Genomic DNA, 24,953 nt, shown 5'->3' on the forward strand with positions numbered 1-24,953 from the left:
TCAATGACTACTGGCCAAACAATAGCCGCTGAGGCAAAACTACAACCAGCCGGGCAATTTCAACAAGCCGGCGAGGCCACGCCTATATAATTTGCCTACTTTAACCAACTGATTGCCCGTCAGGCGGATTTGGGCATTATCTACGGCTAAAATATTATTTTTATTCACAACAAAAGATTTATGTACTTGCACAAACTGTGGCTGAGGTAGCTGTTGCAGTAGCTGTTTTAAGGTACTGCTGACCAGTGTCATCTCTGCACCCTGCCATACTTTGACGTAGTTACCGTAGGCTTCCAATACGCTGATGTCATGCAGCCGGAACTTACGCCGTTCGCGGTCAACTTTCAGCACGATATAACTTATTGCCGGCGGTTCAGCTGATGCGATACGACGACGCACTTTGTTAAGTGCTGCCAATAACCGCTCAGCACTAACCGGTTTTACCAGATAATCCGCCACATCAAGTTCAAACCCGTCAAGCGCGTACTCTTTATGTGCGCTGATAATAATCACTTGTGGCGGGTTATGCAGCACTCTGAGCAACTCAATGCCACTTAGCGCCGGCATATTAATATCCAGCAATAGCAGATCAACCGGCTGCTGCGCCAGATAACGTAACGCTTCAGTAGCGTTGTAGCAACTGGCAAGCACGGCAATATCGTCACAAGCGTGTAAGTGATGTTTAATAACCTGATGCGCCAGCGGCTCGTCATCAATGATCAGTGTCTTTAACACGGCTGCAGCTCCAGAGTTAGCTCGGTGCACCACACACCTGCTTGCTGCGTTGCGCTAAAGCTATGCTTGCCGGCGTACAACAAATTCAGGCGGCGACGTAAATTATCCAACCCGACCCCCACAGCGGCTTTACGTACGGTGTCTGGTACGGAGTTAGCGCAGCGCATTTGCAGCCAGCCATTTTCTATCGTTAAGCTCAATTCGACATGGCAGCCTGACTGGCTTGGCTCAACACCATGTTTAAAGGCATTTTCCAGCACGATAATCAGCAACAAGGGCGCAATGTACCAACGGTCTGCATGCTCAGGCCAACTGACATACAACTGGCATTTATCTGCGCTGCGAATGCGTTGCAGTGCCAGAAAGTCCTGCAAATACTGTACTTCCTGCGCGAGTGTGACGCGCTGCGATTGGCCATCATAAACGGTATAACGCAGCAAATTCGCCAGCTGCATAACCATATTGGGCGCCTGCGCAGAGTTAGCCAACGTTAGCGCATATAAGTTATTCAGGGTATTAAATAAAAAGTGCGGATTCACCTGCTGCTGTAATAGCTGCAACTCAGTTTGGCTTTGCCGCTGCGCCACTTCTGCCAGCGCGGTTTCCTGCTGTTGACGCTCAAACGCCAGGATCACCGGCGCACTTAACAGCAACACAAAAAAGCAAAAGCGATAATTGTCCGGCGCAAAAATATTGTGATCCTGCGACGGCAAAAAGGTGAACTCGGTAATATTCATTGGCAGGGTCAGCACAAGCGCCCCCAGCAGAGGGGTCAGCAGCAAAATAGTCACCAGACAGCCCGCGACATAAGCAAACACACCTCTTTGGGCTAATAATTTGCGGATAAGCCAGTAGCGGTTAACCCAACACAGTAATAACACTGAGCTACCAATAAGCAGGAACTGCCACAGGTACATTAAAAACATGCCGAAGTTGACGATTATGGTTTCGCTGTCGATAACCGCTTGCAGCGGTTGATTGCGTACCGGGTCATCGGTAGAGGCGAAGATACCCGCCCAAACAACTGCCCATGCTGTCATCAGCAAAATCAACACGGAATTTAGCGAAAACAAACGGGAGATCAGTTGAAAACGTGCACTGGCACTGCGCTGCGCCAACCAGCGACTCAGGCCATAACCACTGCTGGCCAGCAGTAACAATAGCCAACACTGCACGGAAAACAGGCTCCAGCTTGCGTAAGCAGGCAACACTTCAGCCAACGTGAACAACAGTATTGGATAAAGCATAAAGCCGCTACACCAAATCGCTGCGGCGAAAAGGTTCCGCCGGCCAGCAAAACGGCAACTAACATAATGCGCCAGCAGCAAAGGCGTGCTTTCAGCAAGCAATTGTAGCCAAATTAGCACATAGCCCACACCGCTCTGGCTTGGCAGAGAAAAGTGTCTAATCGACGCTTCCAGCAATAGTGCCGCCATCAAGGCCAGTTGATTTTCCGCTACGGCGTTCAAGCCTGAGTTCAGTTTGGCGCAAGCCCGCTTTAACATGCTGATGTCCTGCAACTGTTTTGCTTAGCGTGGCGCAACCCGCCCCAGCCGTCAGCTAATGGATGACGAAGTTAGCGTTTTTACTGACGAAAGTAAATTTGCCTGCCACATTCCGCCCTTAGTCAGTTTTGTCATGTTAATCCGCTACTTCGTCATCGCTGACTTGTTGCCTACTGCTGCAGTGCCTAGGCTGAGCTTAATTTATTACAGGACACACTTATGCTGACAATTAACCAACTCTCTGTTACCTACGCGGATGGCACCCGGGCCTTACAGGAGATTAACCTGCAGTTACCCGCCGGTATGGTAGGCCTATTGGGCCCCAATGGCGCCGGCAAATCAACACTAATGCGCACCCTGGCTACGCTACAAAAACCCGATAGCGGCCAGATACAATTTGCCGATCTGGATGTATTACAACAACCAGATAGTTTGCGTCAACAACTGGGTTACCTGCCACAGTATTTCGGCGTCTATCCGCATATGAGCTGCATTGCTTTATTGCAACATATGGCGGTATTAAAGGGCATTCATAATAAAGCCGAGCAACAACAACAGATTGACACTCTACTGCAACTAACCAACCTTAGCGCCGTGGCGAAGAAACAGGTCGCCAGCTTTTCCGGCGGTATGCGCCAGCGCTTTGGTATTGCCCAGGCCCTGCTGGGTAATCCACGGTTATTGATTATGGATGAACCCACCGCCGGGCTGGATCCGGCCGAGCGCGAGCGGTTACACGCCTTACTGGTCACTATCAGCCAACACAAACTGATCCTGCTATCGACCCACATTGTGGAGGACATTGAAAATCTGTGCCCTTTTGTCGCGTTAATCAATCAAGGGCAGATTGTCCAAAGCGGCCCGGTGCCCAGCCTGCTGACGCCGTTACAAGGCCGGATCTGGCAAAGCCCGCTGCGCCCGGACGACAGCAGTATCCTGCTTAGTGAAAGCTACCGCTTTGGCATACCTACATACCGGCTGTTAAGCCAGCAACAACCCTGCGCTGCGGCGGTGCCGGTAGCGGCCACTTTGCAAGACCGCTATTTTTTTGAACTGCAAAATAAGGCGGTTACCGATGTTGCTGCTTAAACTGCTGCACAATGAATGGCGCTATCTGCAGCGCCAACCGCTGCTATGGCTGGCGTTAATACTGTTGCCATTAGCGGCGTATATTTTTGCCAGCGGCATTGCCGGCATCGACACCATTGCAGATAAACGGCTGCAAGCGCTACATATGACATTGCTGATGTTCTACTTGCCTTTACTGTGCGGCGCGCTGGCACCTGTGGTGTTGCTGCGCGATCACAACCACAACATGACCGAGCTTATCCACAGCACACCTGTTCCGCTGGCTCAGCGCTTGCTGGCCAGAGCGGGTAGCTTGTTTTTGCTCTGTGCCGGTTTAATGCTGACAGGCTTTATTGTCATCTATTGCCAGTTGAGCCTGCAGTTTGGTTTTCAGTCCTCGTTGTTGCTGCTGGGGCTGTGGGACTTTGCCTTAATGGCCCTGCCGGCTTGCGCCTTTTATGCCACGCTGGCGACCTGCCTGGCGCAGCGTTTTTCCGGCAATGTGGTGCTATACGCCGTATTTGCCAGTCTGTGGCTGGTGTATCTGGTTTTAGCCAGTCTAAACGGCGCACCTATGTTGGCCAGCAGTACTATCCGCTACGACTGGCTGTTTAATGCTATGCGTCTGCTCGACCCCTTCGGCAATACCAGCCTGATTGCGCTGTATCAGCTGACTCCAGCACAGCTGTATGGCGACAGCATTTTTTATCTGAACCGGCTGTGTTACTGCTTGCTGGCAGGCGGACTGTTTTATCTCAGCTTACGGCTAAAACCCTATCAGCATAGTGTCAAACCGCTATTAGACGACAATGGCCACAAGCTGGCGGCAACACTGTCTTATCAGGCCGTAACGCCGCTGCACTCCAACGTACGCCAATTGTGGCAGCTAACGCGTACCGCTGTTATCACCTTGCTAAAACAGCGACTGAACCAATTGATCCTGCTGGGTTGGACCTTACTGCTGGGCAGTGAAGTACTGTCTGGTATTAACTATGCCGAACCGCTGGCGGTGCTAAATGCCACCAGTCTGGATGCACTTAACCGCATCGCCTGGGACGTAGTGCCGTTTGTTGGCAGCCTGCTAACTTTGCTCTGGAGCTACCAGCTTAGCTGGCGTAACCGCTATAGCGGCATGGCCGAATTAATTGCCGCTGCACCGGTGCGCTCTGGCGTCCTGCTGGCGGGCAATATGCTGGCCTTAACCGCGCTGATCCTGTTGCTCATGCTGCTAAGCGCCCTGGCTTGCCTGGCAGCTGAATGGCAGGCCAACAGCGAAATTAACCTCAGCCTGTACCCTGAGCTGCTCGGCCAGGTCGCGCTGTCATTAGCCTTGCTGGGCGCACTGTTTAGCGTGTTGCATGCCATCTGCCGTGCGCCACTAACGGCTACGGCCGGTTGTATTTCCATCTTGCTGCTGAAATTTACCCCGCTTAGCAGCAAATTAGGCTTAAGCCATCCGCTGTGGAATATTGCCGGCTCACCGCTGCAAGCGGCCGATGCGTTCTGGGGCTTTGAACAAAGCCAGTCGGTATTCTGGCCCTTTATGACCTCTTGGCTACTACTGACCATTAGCTTGCTATGGCTGGCGGCGCGTTGGTCGCACCGCAGTGGCAGCTTTAGTAACGCCAAACGCTGGACATTGGATCTGAGCAGCAGTGCGCTGTTGGCACTGGCAATATTTAGCGGCGTGCATTTACACCTGAATATCAGCGCCGAGCGGCCACTGAGCAGCGCCTACTTGCGGGCAAAGTGGCGGGCAGATTATGAACAACGCTATGCCAGCTGGGCAACACTGGTCCAACCCACAATCAGCCATATTGATGCGCAGGTGGATATCTATCCGCAGCAGGGCGAGGCAGTTTTTGCACTGGACTACACGTTGCAAAATCGTACTGCTGAGCCCGTTAGCAAATTGCTGGTCGGCAATTACTCAGCTACCGCTATTACCGGGCTTCAGCTGTCTGTGCCGCATAGTATTGAAGCAGATAAACAACTTGGCCAATACGTCCTGACGTTAACACAGCCACTGGCACCCGGCGGCACAGTGCAAATGCAGAGTAAACTAAGGTTTAAACAACCCGGCTACTGGCCAGCACAGTTACCACAGCTGGTTAAACCGTCATTTAGCTATCTGCGGAGCATACCGCTGCTGCCAACCCTCGGCTTTCAAACTGAGTACCAGTTACGTAACACCGAGCTACGCCAGCAACATGGCCTGGCAGCACTGGCGCTGGCTAAGCCTTCTCAACTATTTACTACAGCACAGAGCACTGCGCCTGTGCACCCGGCAGCAATAGCAGAGTATGACTGGGTTAGCCTGCACTCAGTGGTATCAACCGACAGCGGCCAAACCCCGCTGGCACAAGGCGAGCTGTTAAGGCAGTGGCAACAGCATGGCCGGCAATATGCTGAGTACCAAAGCCGTGGCCCCATTCGTAACGCTCTGGCCTGGTATTCCTTATCCGGTCAGACGTTATCGCGGCAACACGGCGCTACCCGCCTTACGCTGTATATCCCGCTAATTAACGCCGCCGCTGAGCTGAATATGCAGGCAATGCAGGACACACTGGACTGGATGACGCAACATATAGCACCTTATCGCGGCAAACAGCTCAGCTTGCTGGCGATGCCGGATATCGGCGCAACCGGCTATGCCCTGCCACAGCTGATTATGATCAATCACCGGGTCGGCTTTCGCGCCAACCCCGCAGCAGATGCCGGTTTTGATCAGCGCTACCGCCGCGCCGTGCATGAAACCGCGCATCAATGGTTTGGCCATGATATTGGCAACGGCGTATTGGCCGACAGCGCCTTTTTAATTGAGGCGCTGGCAAAATATATTGAGCTGGTGCTGATAGAGCAGCGCTATGGCAGCACAGCAATGCAAGCACTGGTAAACTATGAACGCGAGCGATTTGCGCTGGCCGTGCGGCGCAGCACCGAGCAAACGCCGGCGCTGGTCGATGCCACCGCAAACCATGATCTCTACTCTCGCGCGACACTGGTGTTTGCCATCTTGCGCCAGCAGTTAGGTGATGCCGTAATCAGCCAGGCACTGCGCCAACTGTGGCAACAACACGGCTATCCGAAAACTCCGGCAACCTCAATGGATTTTGTCCGCGCACTGCAAGCACAGATTAGCCCGCATCAGCAGCAACTGGTGACAGACTTATTCTTGAGCACAGAGCTAAGCCCGCTACTGGATGGCAGTAGCGAACCGTAAAACCAGCCGCCAGACGACAACTGTTAGTCTGGCTGCAATGCAGATCTGAACGCGTCTTTATAGCGGCGTGACAGCGCCAGCTGGCGGCCGTTTTTTAGTAAAATATCGCCATCACCGCTGCTGTCATAGCTGATGCTGTCGATGGCATTATGGTTTACCGCCAGGCTGCGGTGAATGCGGCTAAAGCCTTTACTGCTTAATTGCAGTAGGGTATTACTTAAGGTAGCGCGCAGCGGGTAAATGCGGCCTTTGCTGTGCAGGTTAACGTAATTACCGCTGGCTTCCAGCCATTCAATATCGTCAGTGCGGATCAAAAACTCTTTATCCAGCTTTTTTACCAAAAAGTGCTCCGGCGCCTTGGCCAGCGGCATAGTACCACTATCTTCGGCGCTGTCGAGTTGATGCGCTTCTCCCTTAATCCGGCTGTAAACAAACAACACCAGCTGATAACCGATAAGAAATGACACATAACCCCAGGCATCTTTGCGATATTCGTAAAAGAATTCACGCACCAGCGGGCCAAAGTTATAGTTGCCGCCCTGCCAGTGATAAATCAGTTCGCGTAGCGCTACCATCAGGCCGACATGCAATACAGAAAACAACAGACTGCCCAATAAATGCGCCAACAGCTGACGGCGGATAGTGCACAACTGCAACGGATAGCGGTTAAACCACCAAAACAGCAGCGGGAAAAGTAATAGCGTGCTGATGGCGCTGCTGTATTCCCAAACTATCGGCTCCCACAACTGCAGGTTGCTGCTGCCGTCACGGCTATGCTCCATCCACACCGAGCTGGCGTTAATCGCAGCATTAATAAAAAAATACAGCGCCAACAGCAAATAGCTGTACAGCACGGGCTGCCGGTCAAACCGTAGCAATAGCCTGGTTATATTATCGCTCGTCACACCCATCCACCTGTTATCCCTGTTTGCTGCCATCCGGCCATTCTGCGCTATCTCATGCCAGGTCAGCAGCGCACTATTACACAAATGAAAACGCAACTGCAACGACGGAGTTTTACTATGACACTGACTGCGGATAATCGTCGCTACGACCTCGACTGGCTACGTACCCTGGCCTTTGGCTTGCTGATTTTGTATCACATTGGTATGTATTATGTCGCCGACTGGGGCTGGCATATTAAAAGTGATACTACCAGTGATGTACTGCAAAACCTGATGATCCTGACCAACCCCTGGCGTATGTCACTGCTGTTTTTTATCAGCGCCATGGCTTTAGCGCTGGCACAGCAACGCAGCAGCCGGTTAAGCCTGTTTGGCCTGCGTTCAAACCGCCTGCTAATACCACTGTTGTGCGGTATGTTTATTGTGGTGGTGCCACAGGTGTACTTTGAAGCCTTGTCACAGCAGTTAATTGAGCCGGGTTTTATCAAATTTTGGTGGCAATATATCAACCCAAACACCGCCCTATTGCCGGAGCACCACAGCCCTATTGGCCTGTTAACCTGGAACCACCTGTGGTTTTTGCCGTATTTATGGTGCTACAGCGTGCTGGTGCTGCTGGGCGCGCCGCTGTTAAATACACTGGCCAGGCTGCTTAAACCCTTGCCAGGCAGTATCGCCCTGCTGCTGGTGATGGCGGCGCTGATAGCTGCCTGGTGGTTACTAAAACAGGCTTACCCCTCCAGCCACGCTTTAGTTGATGATTGGTATAACCACGGCAAATATTTTGTGGTGTTTATTGCCGGTTATCTGTTTGCACTGCAAGGCAATTGGTGGCTAAAAGTAATAGCGCATCGGCGTTGGTTTATGCTGGCAGCCATGCTTTGCTACAGCCTGATTATTGCCGATCGCAACGGTCTGTTTGACAGTATCCCCGCCAGCTTTGGCGAGTCAGTTAGCGGCAGGTTGATTGTTGGCGTGGTACTGGCCCTAAACCACTGGGGCTGGATCTTAGCCTTAATCGGCTACGCCGGTCGTTACCTGAACAAACCGGCAACCAAGCTGGATAAAGACGGCAGCCTGTTACGATATGCCAATAACGCTATCTTACCCTGGTATATGCTGCATCAAACCTTGATTATCGTGTTTGCCGTATGGTTAAAACCGCTGGCACTGCCGATGGGCATCGAAGCCGTGTTGTTAATTATTCTGACCTGTCTTGGTTGTTGGGCCGGTTTCGAGCTGGTAAAACGCTTCCGGCTCAGCCGCTGGCTGTTTGGTTTAAAGGTAAAGCTTGCGGCCGGTCGCGGCTATCAGACCACTGCAGCGCAACAATGATAACGGCACAGTAATCCTGCTAAGGGAAATCCGCGTATAAGCAGTAAATGACGCGGATAAACCGGATAATGAAAGCCTTTTTCTTGCTGTTATTACTACTGCTACCCACTACCGGTTTAGCTGACGACCCGGCCTGGCAAGCCTGGCGTGAAGGCAAGGCCTTGCTGCTGATGCGCCATGCCTTAGCGCCCGGCACCGGCGATCCGGCCGGTTTTGTGTTGGAGAACTGCAGCACACAGCGCAACCTTAACAACGAAGGCCGGCAGCAGGCCGGGCGCTGGGGTGATTTGTTGCGGGCGCAGCACAGCGGCGCCATAACCGTGTATAGCAGCCAGTGGTGCCGCTGCCTCGACACCGCCAGGCTAATGGCACTGGCTGCGCCACAACCGCTGCCGCTGCTTAATTCCTTCTTTGCCGGGCGCGGTGATGGCGATAAACAAACAGCAGCACTGGTACAACAATACTCTTCCGCTCAAATTGACCAGCCGACGGTGTTGGTTACGCATCAGGTGAACTTCACCGCCCTGACCGGTATTTTCCCCCGCTCCGGCGAAGCGGCGATTATCGCCCTGCCACTAACACAACCGGCCACGGTACTGGCGAGGATAACAGCACCGTAAAGCACTGTTCTTGTTGGGCGCAGTGAAGCTGGCAAGGGTTGCAGTGCCGGGTTAAGCTAGACAGCAATACTACAGAACCAAACTGGATTAACATGTCTTTAGATATCAGCCCATTAATGAATGCAATTGCCAGGCTAAGTGAAGGCTTACAGCGTTATCGGCAGGACATCAGCGATATTCAAATTCGGGATGGTTTGGTGCAACGGTTTGAATTTACTTATGAAATCAGTCACAAAATGCTAAAGCGCTATCTTGAACAAAGTTCAGCCTCGCCAGATCAGTTTGATGTCATGCCGTTTGCAGATCTGATCCGCACTGCCAATGAACAAGGTTTACTGCAAGGCGACTGGCCGGCCTGGCGTGGTTACCGCGATATGCGCAGTAAAACCAGCCACACCTATGATGAAGATATTGCGTTGCAGGTTGTAGCCGGCATACCGGCTTTTCTTGCTGAGGCACAGTTTCTGGCAACACAGTTAACAGAGCGCCTGGCTCGTGGCTAAACCTGCAGGGTTACAGCTCAGCGATAGTGAATGGCAACAAGTCAGCGCCATTTTGCAGCGCTACCTGTCGCAATATGAAGTATGGGCTTTTGGCTCTAGGGTAAAAGGCAATGCCAAACCCTACTCGGATTTAGATCTGGCCATTATCACTGATACACCTTTACCGCTGGCATTGTTGGCCGAGGTAGCAGAAGCCTTTAGCGAGTCAGACCTGCCGTGGAAAGTCGATTTAGTAGATTGGGCTACCACTTCAGAGCGGTTTCGACAGGTGATTGCAGAGCAGAAACTCGTGCTTAACGCTACAGATCAAGGGCCAGAGTCAGGCCTATAGATTTATCTCTGCTATTCTCATACCCTGCATATTCTGCTGTCTGAGTCCTTCAAGCTGTTCGCACAGTAACTGCATATACGGCTGCAATTCAGCGGCGAACGTTTTAGCTTTGATTCCAGCGATAAAGCTAAGCTGTTTATCCGGCAGCATAGTGGTGCTGGCGTGTTGTTGCAGTGTGGCAAACTCCGGCAACAGCATGGCGCTGTAGCCTTCGTTGAGGGCGATGCTAACGCCTTTGGCGTCGAAATCACCAAAGTACAACGCCGGTTTGTTTTGCTTCAGCCAGGCGGTTTTCAGCGCTTTGCAGCCTTTGCTGTATAGCGTATCTCCACGATAGATTATCAGTGGCTGTGTGTAAGTTAGTACCAGCGTAAAGGCGTGCAGCTGGTAAAAACAGTCGAGGTTTTCTACCACCAACAGCGCATCAAACTGCGCCAGCGGTAATTGTTGCCAGTCTATATCCAACACTTGCGCTGCTATTCCGGCAACAAGCTGTGGCTGAGCCAGACTCACTAACACCCGCTGTTGGCGCGGCTTGATACCAATACTTTTTTGCTCAATGGTGCTGATATTGGCCGCGTCGGTGCGGCTTAGGGTACTGATGTCGATACGAAAATCTGGCTGGCCCAGTGCTTGTTGCACACCGGCGATTTGCTTCAGTAAACCTGATTCAAAGTAGAATTCCGGTCGCTGCAGGCAACTGGCAGAGACGCTGCTTAGCTGCTGGGTCAGGCACCAGCTTAACACTTCTTGCACCGCTTTTTGACTGGTGGCCTTTTTAACCCGGCCCTGCGCGGCTACCTTTGGCGCTAATTGGCGCAGAAAAAGGCAGGCGGCGGGGCTGAGAACAGGCTGCACTAGGCCGCCTGTAACTGCAGGCTGATATCACGGATCAGCAGCAACTGATTCATGCTGCTGGCGGGCGCTTCGTCACGCACTATGGCAAACATGCGTTTTTCATCCACCGGCAGTGCCTGATATTCGGCGATAATTTGATACAACCAGATTTCGCTGTCCCACTGCAGTTGCTGCTGCGCCAGATACTCCAGCGCACTTAACTTGCCGCCGTGGTCGATAACGCGCAGGTAGAAGTTTTCCACGTCGGTTTTCAGCGCCTGCTGGCGCGCAGCTATAGTTTCATCCTGCCACTGCACAGCAAAGCTGGCGCCGGGCGTATCGGGTAAGGTCAGGCTCTGTTGCCGTGGCAAGGCCCGCACTAAGCCGGCTAACACTTGCCGCTCGCTGGCGTTATCCAGTGCTATCGCTGCCTTGGGCACTATGGCAGCAGCCTGGTTAAACAACGCAGGTAGCTCGCTGCGGTTGGCGTAATCGGCCGGCTGATATTTCGGGTGCTGGCGTAAAAACGCCGCCATATTGGCAATAAGTAACGAACGCGCCTGCTGCTGACGGAATTTTGCCAGTAATTCGACCAACCGCTTTTGTACTTCCAGCAAGCTGCTGTGATGCGAGCTAAGCTGGCTTTGCAGCTGACTGACCAACAGCTTACGTAAGTGGTTGTTGCCTTCGGCCAGTTCTATTAACTCGTTGAAGTCCAGCAGCGCCAGGCCATCCAGCAAGCGGCGTAGTTGCTTTTGCGCCCGTTCGTTTTCACGGATTTTATCGTCCAGGCTGGCGACAAAACCAAAGTCGCTGTTAAGCCGGTGCCACAGGCTGTCTATCGCTTCTTCAAACTGGCCGCTTAAGTCGTGCACGTGTTCGGTTAAACGCTGCAGTTGCAGCTCGGCCACGCTGTAGTCACCTTTGAACTGCGCATCGCGATAGGCCTGCACGCGGTTGCGGATTTGTTCCAGCTTTTCTGCTACGTCGGCATTGATCTGGCGGCGGTTTTCATCGGCCACCATACTGGCAATCAGCTCGCTAACCAAAGGCCGCAATGCCAAGGGTTGCTGCTCGTCCGGCCGCCATAAAATGCGCGCCGCAATAAGTTTTTTCAGCGCGGCTTCGCTAAATACCGTTTCATCCACAAAGCCGTCCAGATAACCCTGCATCAACGCTTTGTGATGCTTGCCCAATAAGGCTAAACGCTCGGCGCCGATAGTAAACAGGTTAGAGGCAACAGCCGGTTCTGCAGCAACCATCAGAGCAAGGCCTCCTGATTGGGCGTGTCATCTACCGGCAGGTGTTCTTCATCACGGATAAAGCGAATAACCTCAATTAAATAGTCAATTTTGCCGGTGACGATATAGTACTGGCGGTCGTGGTGCGGCTGCAGCAGGTAGCCGTGTTCTTTTAAGCGGCGGAAAATCAGTTTTACCTGGTTATCCAGCTGCTCGCTCTGGCTGTTAAAAAACCGATCGCCGGCCAGTTGATTTAAACGCTGACGCAGGCTTTGGTTATCTTCGGTGCGCAGTACAAATTCCTGCAGTTTAATGGTGTCGCCGGCGGTTAGCGCACTGTCACGCCCCAGCGTTTCCTGCACCAGTTGCAGCCATTCCAACAACGGCAGCAAGGATTGCACCGTTAAAGCAAACTGGCTGCTTAGCTGTTCGCGCGCCTGTTTTGTCAGTTCCTGATAACCGAGAAAAAACACGCTGCTATCGTCGCTGGCCACCAAACGGCGGTTCAGCGGCCGCAGGTAGTGATTAATATCCTGTTGGGTTTGTTCATCGCTTAAATGCCGGAAGGCATCTTCGTCGGTTACGCGGCAAATAAAATCACCGGCCAGCAGGCGCTCGAGTAAAGGTCCGTGTTGTAACATCAGCTGGCCTCCTGCTGTTTACCGGCCAGCCGTTCGGCTAAGCGGCTGACTTTAGGTTGAATGCGTTTTAACTGGCGTTTGCCCGGGTCTTGCTGGCTGGGCTCAATTAAATAACGGTGTTGAAACAACATTAATACGTCGGACTCCGGGTTAGGAAAGGCGCCGACGATAATAATGTTGTTAGCGCTACAGGCGGCAAACAATTTTTCCACGTTGTGATACGCCAGGGTGCCGATTTCATCTATCGGCCAGTGAATAGCAACCTTAGCGTCACCGCGCAGTAAGCGGGTAAAGGCGAGTAAATACTTACATAAAATTAAGTACGCCATACCGTGGCTGGACGACTCCAGCAACTGACGATCATTTTTAATCACCAGCTCAGAGCCGCCTTCGCTTAAATGCAGCTCGAGGCGCAGCAAAGACTCAATGCTGTATTGCTCGTCGGCGCGCAGCAGCTCTACCACATCGGCCAGCGCATTCAGGTATTGCTCGGACGGCAACACTTTACCCGACTCGCCCCAGTCGTCGTACAGCTTGGCGAAGTGCTTTAACGGCTGCCAGAAGCCCAACTCGTCAATAGTGGATAAAATGCGCACCTCAGAGCGGCTGATGCCATCGAGTACCAAATCATCCGCGACCGCAGCACTTAACCGCCGGCTTTGCTGCGCAATACGCTTATTAATGTCGCTGAACACCGTGAAGAACTTTTTCAGATCGCCGCCAATGTTTTCGCCCATTTCCAGCAGTTGCTGCTGCGCATCTTTTAAAATTTGCAGCAGGCTGTGTAATATCGGCAGTTGCCGGCGTTTACCGGCATAGTCCGGCAGTTGACGTTTTTCGTGTTGCAGCCGGTCTAAAAACTCCGGCCCGGCATCTTTACTCAGCACGGTTTCAAACTGCTCCAGCGCAGCTTTTAAGGCATTATCCTGTTTACTGCGCTGCTCCAGTGCTTCATTGGCCCGCGCCAACCGCTCAATCATATCGGCAGACACCGTAAGTACGGCAGGACTAACACCGGCCAGATGCAGTTCGCCAAATTTGCTGAATACCGGCTTTAACTGCTCCAGTAACAGGCCGGCCCGCTGCATGATGTCCTGCTGTTGGCGTTTTTGCTCTTCAAGCTTTTTCTGGCTGCTGCTGTAATCGGCTTTTTGCTGTTCCAGTGCCTGCTTTATGCTGCGCTGCTGCTGTTTTAATTCAGTTTCTTTGCCCAGCAGCTGTGGCCGCAGCTGCTGCCAGTCCAGGCTGATAAAGTTCTGCCAGGCGGTCAGTTCATCCTGGCGTGCTTCTACTGCTTTTATATCGGTTTTCAGCTGTTCTTGTTTTTGTTTTAACTCGGTTAAGCGGCGCGGATCAATACCCTTAGCCGATAACTCTTCATTAAACGCCTGCTGCAACTCTTTGATTTGGTTTTTGTTATCGTCGCGTTTATGTTCCAGCTGGCGCTCCAGCTCGTCAATTTGCTCGTCAAATACCTGCAGTTCAGCCTGCCAGTCGGCTTTATGCTCCAGCTTCTGGCTGTTATGGTCAGCTTTCAGTGCCTGTAAATCCGCCTGTTGCTGCTGTTTCAGTTTATCCAGTTGCTGTTGCTGTGCCGCCAGTTCGGCTTTGACATCGGCCTGACGCCTGGCCGCCAGCTCGCGCTGCTGCACCTGCAGCCGGTTGCGGGCATCACGGGCGTAATCGATATTTTGCTCATATTGCGTCAGTTGCCACTGTGCCTGCTCTGCCTGGCTGCGGCTGAGCTCGGCTTGTTCATGCAGCTGTTGCAGCGTTTTTTCGGCCTGCGCTTTGTCTGTCGTGGCGTGTTGCAACTGTTGCTCAGCCGCGTTAATCCGCTGGCGAATGGCGGCTTCATCCTGCGCATAATCCGGCGTATCTATCGCCGTTAATTCCAGCTGCAGGCCATACAGGCTGTCGCTAAGCTCAGTAAAGTGCGGTTGTAAATCCTGCCGCTCTAATAAGCGCTCATCCAACACCTTGCCCAGCTTTTGCTCCCAGCCGTTGTAATGCAGGCGCAGAAAATGGCGCAAGCTACCCTGCTCGGGTGTTAACTGGCGATGCAGTTGCTGCAGTTGTTGCTCAGCGCTGTGCAGCGCTTTGCGGCTGTGTTGCAACTGTTGATCGGCCTCATCACGTGCAGAGCGGGCCTGCTGGTGCTGCAGTTGTAATTGCTGCAGTTGGCGCGCTTGCTGCTGCGCCTGTTGCTGTGCCTGCTCTAAACGCAGTTCGGCGCTGCGCTGTTGCTCTAATTCTTCTTCTGTCAGCTGCGACGCTGTCAGCTGGCTTTGCAATACCGCAATACTGCTGCTGATACCGGTCAGCTGATCAGCAAACTGCTGCTGCGCCTGTTGCAGCCGGCTTTGAAACGCCTGCTCTAATGCCGCCAGCTTAGTGTCTTGTTGCTCGCGGGTGGCGTCTTTTTGCTGTTGTAACTGGCGGGCTTTGGTGCGGTGCTGCTCGCTTAAACGGTTAAAGGCTTCAGCCAGCTTAATTTTACGCTGCTCTAACTGGCGCTCTAAATCGCCGTGTTGCTCTACCATCAGCTGGTATTGCTCAAGGGTTTCTGCCAACTGCTCACGCCACAGCGGTAAGGCATCACTGTCGCGCTGCAGTTTCGGCATATCTTTGCCATCAAACTCATCATAGCGTTGTTGCAACTGATCCAGCCGGGCGCCGGTTTCATGCAGGTTAGCCTCAGCCTGGGCCAAATTGCTGTTCAGCTCCAGTTGCTGCTGGCTGAATTGCTCTTTTAAACTTTGCAGCTGGCCACGCAGCGCATTCAACTGCTGCTCGGCATCAGCCTTGCGCAGTTTTTCGCTGTTTTCATCTTGCTGTAATAACGGCAACAGTGCCGCCAATTGTGCTTCGCTGCCATCTAACTGTTGTGCCAGCTGGTTTAAACGCTCAAAGTCCTGTTGCAGTTTGTCCAGCCGCATCGACTGGCGCATCTGCTGGATCCACTCGCGTGCCTTGGTATTCTTTACTTTAGTGGTAGGCAGGGTTACGCCGTCTTCTTCAAAAATGGCCGCCAACATCGCTTTTAGCGTGTCCATTTTGCCTTCTTTGGCATGCACGGCACTCACCAGCTTTTCAATATGGCGCAACTTATGACCACTGCCAACCAGGCTGAAACCCGCCGCCAGGCGCCGCAGTTTCACGCTGTCGGCGCTGTTACCGCGTAATGCCGCAGCGTCGTTTTGAATAATACTGCGGTATTCACTGGTAGCACTGATTTTGGCCGATACCTGCACGTCGGGCCGGGCGCGCATCGCCGCCGCCCAGTCGCTGTAGCTCATGGCTTTTACGCCATCTTCGCTTTGCGTCAGGTAAAAATCGCTCTGGTATGGCGCACCAACAAAGCGGTATTCCACACCGCCGTCGCTTTTGCGCGTCAGCACCACCTGACATACGGCCCCGCCTTCGCGCTGGTATTCATAAATCAGATAGCTGTTGGAAAACGGCAGGTAAAATTCGTCAAATTTCTTACGGGTTTTTGGTACCACGCGGTTGGGCTGCTCGCCAAAAAACACCGGCACCAGCCGTTGCAGTGTGGTTTTACCCGAGGCATTGGTGCCGCAAATATTAGTGTGCTGATCTAACTGCAGTTCTACCACACCCGGCAAATGGGTATGAATAAGCACAATACGGAGTAATTGAGACATAGCGCATCCTGTCAGCGGCACTGCAAACTTACGCCGCTATCGTGATTTTATAGCGGCTTATTATCCATGGAATGCGCTTAAATGCCAGTTTGAAAAACGCTGGCTGTGGTTCAGATGGCGCAGTAACAACAATCTTGGACAATAACCGCCTAAGGCTCGTTCAGTTCGTTATGGTGTTTACTGAATACCGGTATAGTGAGTTGCCACTTCATCGCCGCCAGCCGCAGCAGCAACAGCGCCGTCATGCCACTTAACATAGCCGGTAATTGCGCGATACCCAGCGCCAACAGACCGGTATATACCACGCCACCGAAAATGCAGGTTACCGCGTATAGCTCGCCGCGAAACACCATCGGCACCTCGCGGCACAACACGTCGCGGATCATGCCGCCGCAAACGCCACTCATGGTGCCCAGCAATATCGCCACCATGGTAGAGGTACCGTGATCCAACGCTTTTTGCGTGCCCATAATAACGAAGAATGCCAAACCCAATGCATCGAACAACTGCAGGGTATTATGCGGTATGGTTAAGCGGTTGCGCACCAGTAGAATGGTAGCCACCACCGCGATAAAAATAGCGTAAAAGTAGCTGTTGTCGTTTATCCAAATTACCGGCACATCGAGGATAAGGTCGCGCAAAGTCCCACCACCAATCGCAGTAACACTGGCCAATACGATAACGCCGAAGCCATCCATCTGATTACGCCAGGCCGCCAGAGTACCCGACACTGCAAATACGGCGATACCGAGTAAATCAAACCAATGAAAATAGTGTTCCATATCTGCCGCCGTTGCTACGCATAAGCCGCCAAATTAGCAGGCTTTAGAAACAGCGTAAATAGGTCGCGTTACTATAAAAAACCGGCGGCGTTTACTATTCGGCCAGCGCTGCATGTGTTAACATTTTCTCGTTTTATTAACAAACACACCTAAAGGAAGAGTATGAACAAGTCAGTGATAGCGTTGGTTGTAGTAGCGGCAGCTGCCGGCGGCGCTCTGTATTATGCCAATAGCCAGGCAGAAAACGCCATTAAGCAGCAAATTGAGCAAGCCAACCAAAGCTACCGCGACGTGGCCGACAGCGGGCTGATGCCACAGATCGCATTAAGCTATAAAGATGTGTCGGCTAATGTACTAACCTCCAGCTACAGCATCAGCGGCTTGGATGTCTCCTTCGGTGAAATGGGCAGCGTCGCTACTATTGAACTGATCACTGCCAAAGGCCTTAAACCACGGGGTTTAGCCGACAAAGGCAGTATGCAAATGCTTGGCGCCAAGGCCGCCCCTGCTGTACTGCAGATGTTACCCCCCCACGCCAGCGCCTTTTTACAAAGCGTAGCGCTGCATGGCGACTACAGCTACGAATACCAGGCCGATGGCCAACTGTTATTCAGCCAGCAAACCCGTATTAACGACGAATTCAGCCTTGGCTACAACTTTACTCTGGCACAAATGCAGCAGTTTTGGCAATTTGCCCGCGAGATGAGCGAATTACCGCCGGAGCAACAACAAGAGCTGGTAGGCGACGAAGCCTATATGGAGCAAATGTTGGCCAAACTGGTTACCGGTGCGCTAAGCAACGGCACTGTTACCATTGAAAACAATGGCTTTATTGAACGCACCGTGGCCATGGCAGCAGAGCAAGGCCAGGCGCCGGATCTGGACACCATTAAAGGGTTGGCACTGATGAATATCGCCATGCTGGAGCCGTTGCCACAAACGATGAAAGACAGCCTGACAGCCTTTGTAAATAACCCGGGCAAGCTGGAGCTGAGCTTTAACTTTGCCGAGCCGTTACAGTTTGAAAAGCTGTATACCGGTGAGCCGATTGAAGGCCTGGAAACGCCGGAAGCCATTATCGAGTACGCCAACGTCAAGCTACAAGCCAATTAAACCAAAACGTTAGCCCAATAAAACCCGCTACTTAGCGGGTTTTTTATCAGCTGTTTTCTTCAATCTGCCGCTGCATAAATCCAGCATTCAGTGCCGGATTTCAATACTGCCTTTAGCCGCATATAGGCATCCACTTCGTAGTCATCGGCCTGTGCCAGTTCGGCATCGGTCAGCTCAAATACGGTGCCGGGCACCTCATCGGCATTATTGCCGCTAAGGCGTAAAATCGGGTGAAAGGCTTTACCGCTTTCGCGCAGTACGCGCTCGTCAGTAATTTCCACTTCGCCGATAATATAACCTTGCAGTATGTCCTTATGGCCGTTTAGCTCGCGGCCAAAGTTAGCCAGCTGCACATTCTTTTGCTGCAAAGTACCGTAAGAAAATAATTTCGGCATAATCTCTCCCCCAATTGTGCAGCGGTTTAGCGCTTTTTATCCGCCTTGAGTAAATAAACCTTCAAGCTGTGCTTTTTGCTCTGCGCTTAATCCATCAATGGATTCAAATGCCTGTTGCAATGCAGCTTTGGCAGCATCAGCCATGTTGAAATGTAAGCAGGCTTTAATTAAGGCTGCATGCGCATTTAAAGATTGAGCATAGGTTTTTCGATTCCACTGCAATAATGCCAGCGCATCATCTTGCCGGTTCAGGTATTGTAACCACTGGCCATATCCAGCGGCTCTGTCTTCAGGAATAGCCATCGGAGTATTTAGTAGCTTCGAACGATTCTCGAAGATAGTTTGCAAATCGGCTAAGGTTTGCGGCGATTCAGGGATGGCCCAACCTGAGAATAAGTGTTTTAAGCCATAGTACTGGCCTTGCAACACCGTTGTGTTATGCGTTTCCTGGCTAAAAATCTGGCTCGCCACTTTCAGCTTTTCGCTTTGGTAGCGCTGCGTCAATTCAACAAATTTCTGAAATGGCTCTGTCATTGCCGCTTCTTCATTGGCAATAGACACATATAAACGCCCCTGTAGCTGATTGCTCTTCATTGCCAGCTCTGTTAGCTCAAGCAATTGATGTTTATTCCAATATAAAGACGGGCTGATAGCGATAACACCATCAAACAAGCCAGGTCGCTTTACCAGCGCATTAATCGCAAACTGACCACCATGTGAGGTGCCGGACAGCGCTTGATAATCCAGAGTCCGGTAACGCTGTTTAACTAAAGGGATAACTTCCTGCTCAACAAAGGCTAAAAACCGATCTGCATTAGCTAACTGCTGTGTGTTTTGCTTATCGGCACCGGTAACAGTCAGATCTCTGACACGAGTCTGCGGCGGGTTTACTATGCCCACCACTATCATTGCTGGTGTTTGATCGAACTTTGCCAGGTAATCTAAACTACCGGCCGTATGCGGCCCCTGTATATCGCCATCAGTGATATATAAAACCGGAAAATGGTCTTTATTGTTTTGATAACCCGCCGGCAGATACACCACCAGGTTACGCTTTTCTCCCAGCACTGTGCTGTCAATCACCAGTTGTTGAATTTCGGGGTAGTTCTGCGCAGCCAAAGCGCTCCATGCGCTTCCGAATATAAGCAGCAGTAATCCATAAACTATTTTTTTCATTATTATTCCGTTTATTAAAAAAGACTAAAAATATCAGTCGCCATCAGAAAGTGAAACGATGTTGGCGCGAACGTATAGGTTGCTGCCGCACCGGAGCGCGACTTAAGTGCGACCGCCAACAGCCACGGGTATTTGATAGTAACTCAATCTGGCAGTCCGTCGAACTTGGGCAACATCTCTGACTGCCGATCCCAAGCCGCTTTGCTGGATAAAAAGATCTGCGCAGTTGGCAACCGGGTAATTTCAGTGTCCAAACACCCTGCAGGAACAACAAGCAAACCTGCAATCTGATCGCTTGGTAATGCTGAACCACATAACTTACAAAAGCTCTTGTTATGCTGAGTACCCGGCAGTGTAAATGACGTCACCACATCCGCACCCGACTGCCAGACCAATTTAGCAGAATGTGAAAACAAATTTGCCGCATGCGCCGAACCGGTATCTTTTTGGCAGTGCCGGCAGTGGCACAGGTAAAAGCTGTCAAACTCCCCTTTTACCTCAAAGTTTACGGTGCCACACAAACAAGAACCAAAGTGATTAGTCATAAAAATCCCTCCTATGGCTTGTGGATGAAAGCTTTGGGACGGCCGGTGCGCAGCGTAAGCCGTCCCGGCCACGATAGCTGCAGCAAAACCGCCTTGTTAGCTTTTGATTATTTCGAATATTCAATCAGTTCTTCTATATACAGATAATCATCTTGTATCTGAGTCAGCTTGATAAATGTTTTTAATTCAGGCGCATAGACGTGAATATCTTCAGTGTTTGCACTGTATCCTCTGGTATTTATAATTTTTCCTTTGTATTGAATGGTGTAGGCCATAAAGGTTCCGGCATCCACAGTCTCAGCTTTAAAAGAGAGAACCTCAGCATCCTGAATTGTTGAGCCCTTTGTGCCGTCTTCACTTTCCCAGTGATCTTCGAAAGTCCATTTCTTGCCAACCTGTAAAGGCCAATTATACCGGGAGGTCTTGCTATCAACAGGTTTGACTATATCGCTCAGCGGAAATGTGCGAGGTGCAGTAACCATGAATAACTCGCCGTTTTTACTTATTATCTTTTTGGTATCTTTTCCATCAGCGCGTACTTCCCCGGCCTTGGTTACCCCTTTATATTTCCACACCCATTTTTCACCATCTTTATAGTCGGCCAGCGTTGGCTGCAGAGTTAGAGCAGCTCCCATCGCAGTGCAGCAGAGACTAAACAGCATACAAGATAAAAAGACTAAATATTGACTTCGCATTTGATAATTTCCTTTTATAACGCCCGCATTTGCGCGCAGGAACGGATGGCGGAATTTTGTGCGGAAATGGCGCAGCCACGCACAAAAGGCCGCCAGTAATGACTGTCCGCAAGATGCACTGGTTATACGCTTGCTTCGAAATTACCAAGTAGTTCATTTAGAACTGCCAACTCCGCTTCGTTGTTTAGTTGACACTCGATTTCATCTACCCGGTGACGAACTAAGTACCACTCGTTTTCGTTTTTGATTTGCCCTTTTGCCACGATACGCTGCAATTGAGCTTTGCTTTTTTGAAAGAAGCCAGGCAAATGCAAGCCGACAATTTTATAAAACACTCCAATTGCCGGCGACCTATATTGGACATTTAAATCGCTTAGCATCAGATGCATGTCACGCAGCCCTTGCTCAAAACCAGATGCGAGCTGAGAAGGCTTAATTGCGTTATCAGGGTTACTGATTATTTCGTTGACTTGGCCCAAAGATACAGACCAGCTATTTAACAGCGGCTCTAATTCTGGGCTATTTAGTTTACCAAGCTCTTCGGCTAATTCCTTGTATACATTAACAAGAGTTTCTAGCTTCTTAGATTTCATGAAAAACTCTCAAATCCTTACCGCAGCTTTGGGGCGGCTGGAGCATAGCGTAAGCCGTCCCAGCCACGACAGTGGCGACAACAGCACCTTGTTATGTGGCATTGTCGAATATTGCCTCCAGAATGCCGTAAACCAGCTCGTGCATGTAAGTATTGCCACCTAAATGCATCAGCTGATCTTGTTGTTCCTTGTTAATAAAGCAGATGTAAGGTAATGCTTCACAACCATCGAAACTTACTTCTGAAGCTCCATCTAGCATGGCTGCAATTTTGAAAGCAATTGCTCCCGTTGCGCCTTTTAATGATTCACCAGATAACCCAACACGTTCCAGTTCATCAGCAATATTGCCTATGATTTCACCAATAAGAATTTCCTGCTGCTCCAGGCATTGTTCGGAATTTAAAACGAGCTTCATAAATCAATTGCCCACTGATGACACATAACGCAAAGCACACTGGCGGAAAAACGCGTTAGCGTGAAACTTCCCCCTAAAAAGTAGACGCTTTTAAATTGCAATTTCATGCTGCCTTACTTTCATATTCTTTTGGGGTATTAAAGCCCAATGATGAATGGAGCCGACTAGTATTGTAATAACTATCAATATACCAGGCCAGCGTCATTCTCAACTGAGTTGCCGACTCAAACACCAAACCATGGAATGTCTCTGTTTTCATGGTCTTAAAGAACGATTCCACGTGTGCATTATCCGTCATATGTTTCGGTCTGTTCATACTGGGCCTAATTCCAGCTCTGGCCAGCTCATCTTGAAACAGATAAGCACCATATTCTGAACCCCTGTCACTGTGAAATAACAAGCCTGGCTTTACCTCACGATGCATCAGCGCCTTTTTCAAGGCTGACACCGTTAAATCGGCTGTTCGGGTTTGGCTAAGCTCCCAACCCACAATACTTCGAGAGTACAAATCAATAATCACCGCTAGATAAGACCATTGGCCATTCACCTTTAAATAAGTGACATCTCCGGCCCATTGCTCATTTGCCGCTACCGGAGCAGCTTCCTGGCGCTTCTGGTTACCCACAGTAATGCAAGGGTTTGCTGGCAAGGGCGTGCGTCTATATAGCCTGCTGACTTTTCCTACCAGGCTCATATCACGCATTAATCTCTCAACCCGTTTGCGATTGATCACTTCACCTTCTCGTCGCAACGCAGCATGGATCCTCGGGCTACCGTAATTACCGTTGTGCTCACAAAACAACTCTAGGATCCGCTCTGCCAACCTACGATTTTGCAAGGTTCGTTCTGCATATTCACGATTTTGCCAGCGGTAAAATCCTGCTACCGAAACATCTAATCGCGCACACAGGTATCTGATCCCAAATACATCACCATGCTCGGCTATGAATCCGAATCTGGCTGTTTTTGTTCCTTCAGATACCTGTCCCACTTTTTTAGAAAGTCGTTTTCCTTCTTCAGCTCAGCCAACTCTTTGCGTAAGCGTTTAAGTTCCGACTTTTCTTTCTCGCTAGCTTCTTTACTGATTACAGGCTTTTCACCAGGCTCTTTCGTCATACTGATTCTTCTCGTTGGCTGAGCAACAAATTTACCCTCCCTGTACTCTTGCCGCCAGCGATAAACCATTATCGGATGTAGCCCTAAAGCTTCCGCTATCTGAACCGAAGTAACACTGAGTTTCTCGGTTAAATCGATAACCTTTAGCTTAAACTCAACGCTATATTCCACAACCCGCTGGTCACAAAGTATTCTTGCCATTTTTTGCCTACCTCATCGTAATGATAGGCGTCTACTTTATTGGGGGAGGTTTCCGTTGACGTCCCAGCAGCCGAAGGCGGCGCGTGATGTGCCTTGTTATGTGTTTTTAACCAAGCCATCTATTACATCTGATGCTTCTTTTAAACCTGCACCCGTAATTTTGCGATAAAGCCGGATAGCCTTTAACCTTTGACCGGCTTTTACCGCCTTATGAACCTCAACGGGAACAAGGGTGCTGTCGTCAAATTCAATGCCAGTATGCTTGATAAGCGCATCAACTTTGACTTCCAGAAAGCGAATTCTTTTCCGGTAAGAATCAAGTTGTGTATTCACAATCAGATAAAGCGCGACCAAAGAAGGAAATAAGACCCCTAATATTTCAGCCAATCTGTCTACTCCTTAAAACACATAACATTTTATTATTGAGCATGCTCGTTTTCTCAGTTCCGATAGAGGAAATATTGATTGATAACTCATTGGAAAATAATCATAAATCTTCATATTTTATTTTCACTGCCTGGAAAAACGAGCATGCGTTCTCTTTCGGAGGCTATGCGTTATATTTCTGCGCGCCCCAACATTAAGTACCTAACTTATAGCATCCGGCTAACACCGGCAACAATATAAAAAACACCGCTGTGGACGAAGCTACCGCGCCTTGCCAGCAACCCCACCCAGTGCTAACATTTGTGCACACATAAAGTCAGGAGCTGAGCATGGATACCCGTATACAGTTTCGTGTTGATGAAGAAACAAAACGTTTGGCGCAGCAGATGGCTGAAAGCCAGGGCCGCACACTAAGTGATGCCTGCCGCGAACTGACAGAGCAATTGGCCGAGCAGCAACGTAAAGCCGTATCACATGATGCCTGGTTAACTCAGCAGGTGAACATGGCATTTGAAAAGCTTGACGCCGGACAGGCGGTTTTTATTGACCATGCAACTGCCAAAGCCAAAATGGCTGAACATAAAGCCAATATTCGCAAACGCCAGCAGCAATGATCTTCTGGGAACAAGCGTCGCTGATTGATCGGCAACAGATCTTTGAATTTCTGTATGGCTTCAACCCTGCTGCAGCTGAAAAAACCGACGCGATTATTGAAGCCAGAGTAGAGAATTTATTACAACATCCATTAATGGGTGTGCAGCGGGACGGCATTCGCGGCAGGCTGCTGATTATCCCGGAAATCTCTATGATTGTGTCGTACACCCTTGATGCCGACAACATTCGCATTATGCGGGTACTGCACCAGAAGCAACAGTTTCCAATCGGATAACCTTGACCCGTTCGAGCTTAAAGGGCGCTTCATGCGC

26 protein-coding genes are annotated in these 24,953 nt (G+C 50.7%); 9 read left to right on the top strand and 17 right to left on the bottom strand.

What is annotated here, in order from left to right:
• Positions 1–39: 39 nt before the first annotated feature.
• Both HRH59_RS03675 and HRH59_RS03680 read right to left on the bottom strand, forming a co-directional pair.
• Positions 40–735 carry a LytR/AlgR family response regulator transcription factor gene (locus tag HRH59_RS03675; protein WP_173499920.1) on the bottom strand — a complete coding sequence of 232 codons (696 nt, stop codon included), beginning with the start codon at positions 733–735 and terminating at the stop codon, positions 40–42.
• On the bottom strand, positions 729–2,240 hold the full coding sequence (locus HRH59_RS03680; RefSeq protein ID WP_173499921.1) for a sensor histidine kinase: 1,512 nt from the start codon (positions 2,238–2,240) through the stop codon (positions 729–731). The genes HRH59_RS03675 and HRH59_RS03680 overlap by 7 nt, the downstream gene beginning before the upstream one ends.
• Positions 2,241–2,459: 219 nt before the next feature.
• On the opposite strand from HRH59_RS03680, the gene HRH59_RS03685 reads away from it, so the two are divergent.
• Together HRH59_RS03685 and HRH59_RS03690 are read left to right on the top strand one after the other, a co-directional pair.
• Positions 2,460–3,329 (top strand): ABC transporter ATP-binding protein, encoded by an 870-nt coding sequence (locus HRH59_RS03685; protein WP_173499922.1) that lies wholly within the window; start codon positions 2,460–2,462, stop codon positions 3,327–3,329.
• The gene (locus HRH59_RS03690) at positions 3,316–6,531 is read left to right on the top strand and encodes a M1 family aminopeptidase (RefSeq protein ID WP_173499923.1); all 3,216 of its coding nucleotides are present in this window, start codon (positions 3,316–3,318) and stop codon (positions 6,529–6,531) included. The genes HRH59_RS03685 and HRH59_RS03690 overlap by 14 nt, the downstream gene beginning before the upstream one ends.
• 23 nt (positions 6,532–6,554) lie before the next feature.
• Here HRH59_RS03690 and HRH59_RS03695 read toward each other — a convergent pair whose 3' ends face one another.
• Entirely contained in the window at positions 6,555–7,436 is an 882-nt protein-coding gene (locus HRH59_RS03695; protein ID WP_331460148.1) for a LytR/AlgR family response regulator transcription factor, read from the bottom strand.
• A 117-nt stretch (positions 7,437–7,553) separates the two neighbouring features.
• Between HRH59_RS03695 and HRH59_RS03700 the strand changes: the two genes are divergently transcribed.
• From HRH59_RS03700 to HRH59_RS03715, 4 genes are all read left to right on the top strand, one after another.
• Entirely contained in the window at positions 7,554–8,771 is a 1,218-nt protein-coding gene (locus HRH59_RS03700; protein WP_173499925.1) for an acyltransferase family protein, read from the top strand.
• 68 nt (positions 8,772–8,839) lie between these two features.
• Positions 8,840–9,391, top strand: a complete 552-nt coding sequence (locus HRH59_RS03705; protein ID WP_173499926.1) for a histidine phosphatase family protein — start codon at positions 8,840–8,842, stop codon at positions 9,389–9,391.
• Between the two features lie 92 nt (positions 9,392–9,483).
• Positions 9,484–9,894 carry a nucleotidyltransferase substrate binding protein gene (locus tag HRH59_RS03710; RefSeq protein WP_173499927.1) on the top strand — a complete coding sequence of 137 codons (411 nt, stop codon included), beginning with the start codon at positions 9,484–9,486 and terminating at the stop codon, positions 9,892–9,894.
• A complete protein-coding gene (locus HRH59_RS03715) occupies positions 9,887–10,225 on the top strand; it encodes a nucleotidyltransferase family protein (RefSeq protein ID WP_173499928.1) in 339 nt (112 codons plus the stop codon). Before HRH59_RS03710 ends, HRH59_RS03715 begins: the two co-directional genes overlap by 8 nt.
• On the opposite strand, the gene HRH59_RS03720 is transcribed toward HRH59_RS03715, so the two are convergent.
• The 5 genes from HRH59_RS03720 to HRH59_RS03740 all read right to left on the bottom strand — a co-directional run bounded on the left by HRH59_RS03720 (position 10,220) and on the right by HRH59_RS03740 (position 17,391).
• Positions 10,220–11,083, bottom strand: coding sequence for a DUF7281 domain-containing protein (locus tag HRH59_RS03720; RefSeq protein ID WP_173499929.1), 864 nt, complete (start codon positions 11,081–11,083; stop codon positions 10,220–10,222). The two genes, HRH59_RS03715 and HRH59_RS03720, sit on opposite strands and share 6 nt — an antisense overlap.
• Entirely contained in the window at positions 11,083–12,324 is a 1,242-nt protein-coding gene (locus HRH59_RS03725; protein ID WP_173499930.1) for a hypothetical protein, read from the bottom strand. Before HRH59_RS03725 ends, HRH59_RS03720 begins: the two co-directional genes overlap by 1 nt.
• Complete coding sequence (locus tag HRH59_RS03730) at positions 12,324–12,944, bottom strand: condensin complex protein MksE (protein WP_173499931.1); 621 nt, start codon at positions 12,942–12,944, stop codon at positions 12,324–12,326. The genes HRH59_RS03725 and HRH59_RS03730 overlap by 1 nt, the downstream gene beginning before the upstream one ends.
• Positions 12,944–16,609: an ATP-binding protein gene (locus tag HRH59_RS03735; RefSeq protein WP_173499932.1), complete on the bottom strand. Its 3,666-nt coding sequence runs from the start codon at positions 16,607–16,609 to the stop codon at positions 12,944–12,946. The genes HRH59_RS03730 and HRH59_RS03735 overlap by 1 nt, the downstream gene beginning before the upstream one ends.
• 149 nt (positions 16,610–16,758) lie before the next feature.
• Entirely contained in the window at positions 16,759–17,391 is a 633-nt protein-coding gene (locus tag HRH59_RS03740) for a trimeric intracellular cation channel family protein (RefSeq protein ID WP_173499933.1), read from the bottom strand.
• Positions 17,392–17,553: 162 nt separating this feature from the next.
• Between HRH59_RS03740 and HRH59_RS03745 the strand changes: the two genes are divergently transcribed.
• On the top strand, positions 17,554–18,504 hold the full coding sequence (locus tag HRH59_RS03745) for a hypothetical protein (RefSeq protein ID WP_173499934.1): 951 nt from the start codon (positions 17,554–17,556) through the stop codon (positions 18,502–18,504).
• Between the two features lie 59 nt (positions 18,505–18,563).
• Here the strand turns inward: HRH59_RS03745 and HRH59_RS03750 are convergent, their stop codons facing one another.
• The 9 genes from HRH59_RS03750 to HRH59_RS03790 all read right to left on the bottom strand — a co-directional run bounded on the left by HRH59_RS03750 (position 18,564) and on the right by HRH59_RS03790 (position 24,027).
• Positions 18,564–18,899 carry a gamma-glutamylcyclotransferase family protein gene (locus HRH59_RS03750; protein ID WP_173499935.1) on the bottom strand — a complete coding sequence of 112 codons (336 nt, stop codon included), beginning with the start codon at positions 18,897–18,899 and terminating at the stop codon, positions 18,564–18,566.
• A gap of 36 nt (positions 18,900–18,935) precedes the next feature.
• Positions 18,936–20,075, bottom strand: coding sequence for an alpha/beta hydrolase (locus HRH59_RS03755; RefSeq protein WP_173499936.1), 1,140 nt, complete (start codon positions 20,073–20,075; stop codon positions 18,936–18,938).
• A gap of 143 nt (positions 20,076–20,218) precedes the next feature.
• A complete protein-coding gene (locus tag HRH59_RS03760) occupies positions 20,219–20,620 on the bottom strand; it encodes a GFA family protein (RefSeq protein WP_173499937.1) in 402 nt (133 codons plus the stop codon).
• A gap of 107 nt (positions 20,621–20,727) precedes the next feature.
• Entirely contained in the window at positions 20,728–21,315 is a 588-nt protein-coding gene (locus tag HRH59_RS03765; protein ID WP_173499938.1) for a hypothetical protein, read from the bottom strand.
• Between the two features lie 122 nt (positions 21,316–21,437).
• Complete coding sequence (locus HRH59_RS03770; RefSeq protein WP_173499939.1) at positions 21,438–21,908, bottom strand: hypothetical protein; 471 nt, start codon at positions 21,906–21,908, stop codon at positions 21,438–21,440.
• 91 nt (positions 21,909–21,999) lie between these two features.
• Positions 22,000–22,323: a hypothetical protein gene (locus HRH59_RS03775; RefSeq protein WP_173499940.1), complete on the bottom strand. Its 324-nt coding sequence runs from the start codon at positions 22,321–22,323 to the stop codon at positions 22,000–22,002.
• Positions 22,324–22,426: 103 nt separating this feature from the next.
• Positions 22,427–23,314 (bottom strand): IS3 family transposase, encoded by an 888-nt coding sequence (locus HRH59_RS03780; RefSeq protein ID WP_173499941.1) that lies wholly within the window; start codon positions 23,312–23,314, stop codon positions 22,427–22,429.
• Positions 23,266–23,640, bottom strand: coding sequence for a transposase (locus HRH59_RS03785; RefSeq protein WP_173499942.1), 375 nt, complete (start codon positions 23,638–23,640; stop codon positions 23,266–23,268). The genes HRH59_RS03780 and HRH59_RS03785 overlap by 49 nt, the downstream gene beginning before the upstream one ends.
• 96 nt (positions 23,641–23,736) lie before the next feature.
• On the bottom strand, positions 23,737–24,027 hold the full coding sequence (locus HRH59_RS03790; RefSeq protein ID WP_173499943.1) for a hypothetical protein: 291 nt from the start codon (positions 24,025–24,027) through the stop codon (positions 23,737–23,739).
• A 329-nt stretch (positions 24,028–24,356) separates the two neighbouring features.
• On the opposite strand from HRH59_RS03790, the gene HRH59_RS03795 reads away from it, so the two are divergent.
• Positions 24,357–24,641, top strand: a complete 285-nt coding sequence (locus HRH59_RS03795) for a type II toxin-antitoxin system RelB/DinJ family antitoxin (RefSeq protein WP_173499944.1) — start codon at positions 24,357–24,359, stop codon at positions 24,639–24,641.
• Entirely contained in the window at positions 24,638–24,916 is a 279-nt protein-coding gene (locus HRH59_RS03800; protein ID WP_173499945.1) for a type II toxin-antitoxin system RelE/ParE family toxin, read from the top strand. The genes HRH59_RS03795 and HRH59_RS03800 overlap by 4 nt, the downstream gene beginning before the upstream one ends.
• The last annotated feature ends 37 nt before the right edge of the window (positions 24,917–24,953 follow it).

The sequence above is a fragment of the Rheinheimera lutimaris genome, assembly GCF_013283795.1.
Taxonomy (GTDB): domain Bacteria; phylum Pseudomonadota; class Gammaproteobacteria; order Enterobacterales; family Alteromonadaceae; genus Alishewanella; species Alishewanella lutimaris.

Excerpts from the sequence above, each read along its gene's own strand:
- HRH59_RS03735 (WP_173499932.1), bottom strand. The coding sequence starts at position 16,609 with ATGTCTCAATTACTCCGTATTGTGCTTATTCATACCCATTTGCCGGGT.
- HRH59_RS03775 (WP_173499940.1), bottom strand. The coding sequence starts at position 22,323 with ATGAAGCTCGTTTTAAATTCCGAACAATGCCTGGAGCAGCAGGAAATT.
- HRH59_RS03685 (WP_173499922.1), top strand. The coding sequence starts at position 2,460 with ATGCTGACAATTAACCAACTCTCTGTTACCTACGCGGATGGCACCCGG.
- HRH59_RS03710 (WP_173499927.1), top strand. The coding sequence starts at position 9,484 with ATGTCTTTAGATATCAGCCCATTAATGAATGCAATTGCCAGGCTAAGT.
- HRH59_RS03765 (WP_173499938.1), bottom strand. The coding sequence starts at position 21,315 with ATGCGAAGTCAATATTTAGTCTTTTTATCTTGTATGCTGTTTAGTCTC.
- HRH59_RS03725 (WP_173499930.1), bottom strand. The coding sequence starts at position 12,324 with ATGGTTGCTGCAGAACCGGCTGTTGCCTCTAACCTGTTTACTATCGGC.
- HRH59_RS03705 (WP_173499926.1), top strand. The coding sequence starts at position 8,840 with ATGAAAGCCTTTTTCTTGCTGTTATTACTACTGCTACCCACTACCGGT.
- HRH59_RS03785 (WP_173499942.1), bottom strand. The coding sequence starts at position 23,640 with ATGGCAAGAATACTTTGTGACCAGCGGGTTGTGGAATATAGCGTTGAG.
- HRH59_RS03690 (WP_173499923.1), top strand. The coding sequence starts at position 3,316 with ATGTTGCTGCTTAAACTGCTGCACAATGAATGGCGCTATCTGCAGCGC.
- HRH59_RS03800 (WP_173499945.1), top strand. The coding sequence starts at position 24,638 with ATGATCTTCTGGGAACAAGCGTCGCTGATTGATCGGCAACAGATCTTT.
- HRH59_RS03755 (WP_173499936.1), bottom strand. The coding sequence starts at position 20,075 with ATGAAAAAAATAGTTTATGGATTACTGCTGCTTATATTCGGAAGCGCA.
- HRH59_RS03700 (WP_173499925.1), top strand. The coding sequence starts at position 7,554 with ATGACACTGACTGCGGATAATCGTCGCTACGACCTCGACTGGCTACGT.
- HRH59_RS03745 (WP_173499934.1), top strand. The coding sequence starts at position 17,554 with ATGAACAAGTCAGTGATAGCGTTGGTTGTAGTAGCGGCAGCTGCCGGC.
- HRH59_RS03760 (WP_173499937.1), bottom strand. The coding sequence starts at position 20,620 with ATGACTAATCACTTTGGTTCTTGTTTGTGTGGCACCGTAAACTTTGAG.
- HRH59_RS03795 (WP_173499944.1), top strand. The coding sequence starts at position 24,357 with ATGGATACCCGTATACAGTTTCGTGTTGATGAAGAAACAAAACGTTTG.
- HRH59_RS03750 (WP_173499935.1), bottom strand. The coding sequence starts at position 18,899 with ATGCCGAAATTATTTTCTTACGGTACTTTGCAGCAAAAGAATGTGCAG.
- HRH59_RS03680 (WP_173499921.1), bottom strand. The coding sequence starts at position 2,240 with ATGTTAAAGCGGGCTTGCGCCAAACTGAACTCAGGCTTGAACGCCGTA.
- HRH59_RS03730 (WP_173499931.1), bottom strand. The coding sequence starts at position 12,944 with ATGTTACAACACGGACCTTTACTCGAGCGCCTGCTGGCCGGTGATTTT.
- HRH59_RS03770 (WP_173499939.1), bottom strand. The coding sequence starts at position 21,908 with ATGAAATCTAAGAAGCTAGAAACTCTTGTTAATGTATACAAGGAATTA.
- HRH59_RS03740 (WP_173499933.1), bottom strand. The coding sequence starts at position 17,391 with ATGGAACACTATTTTCATTGGTTTGATTTACTCGGTATCGCCGTATTT.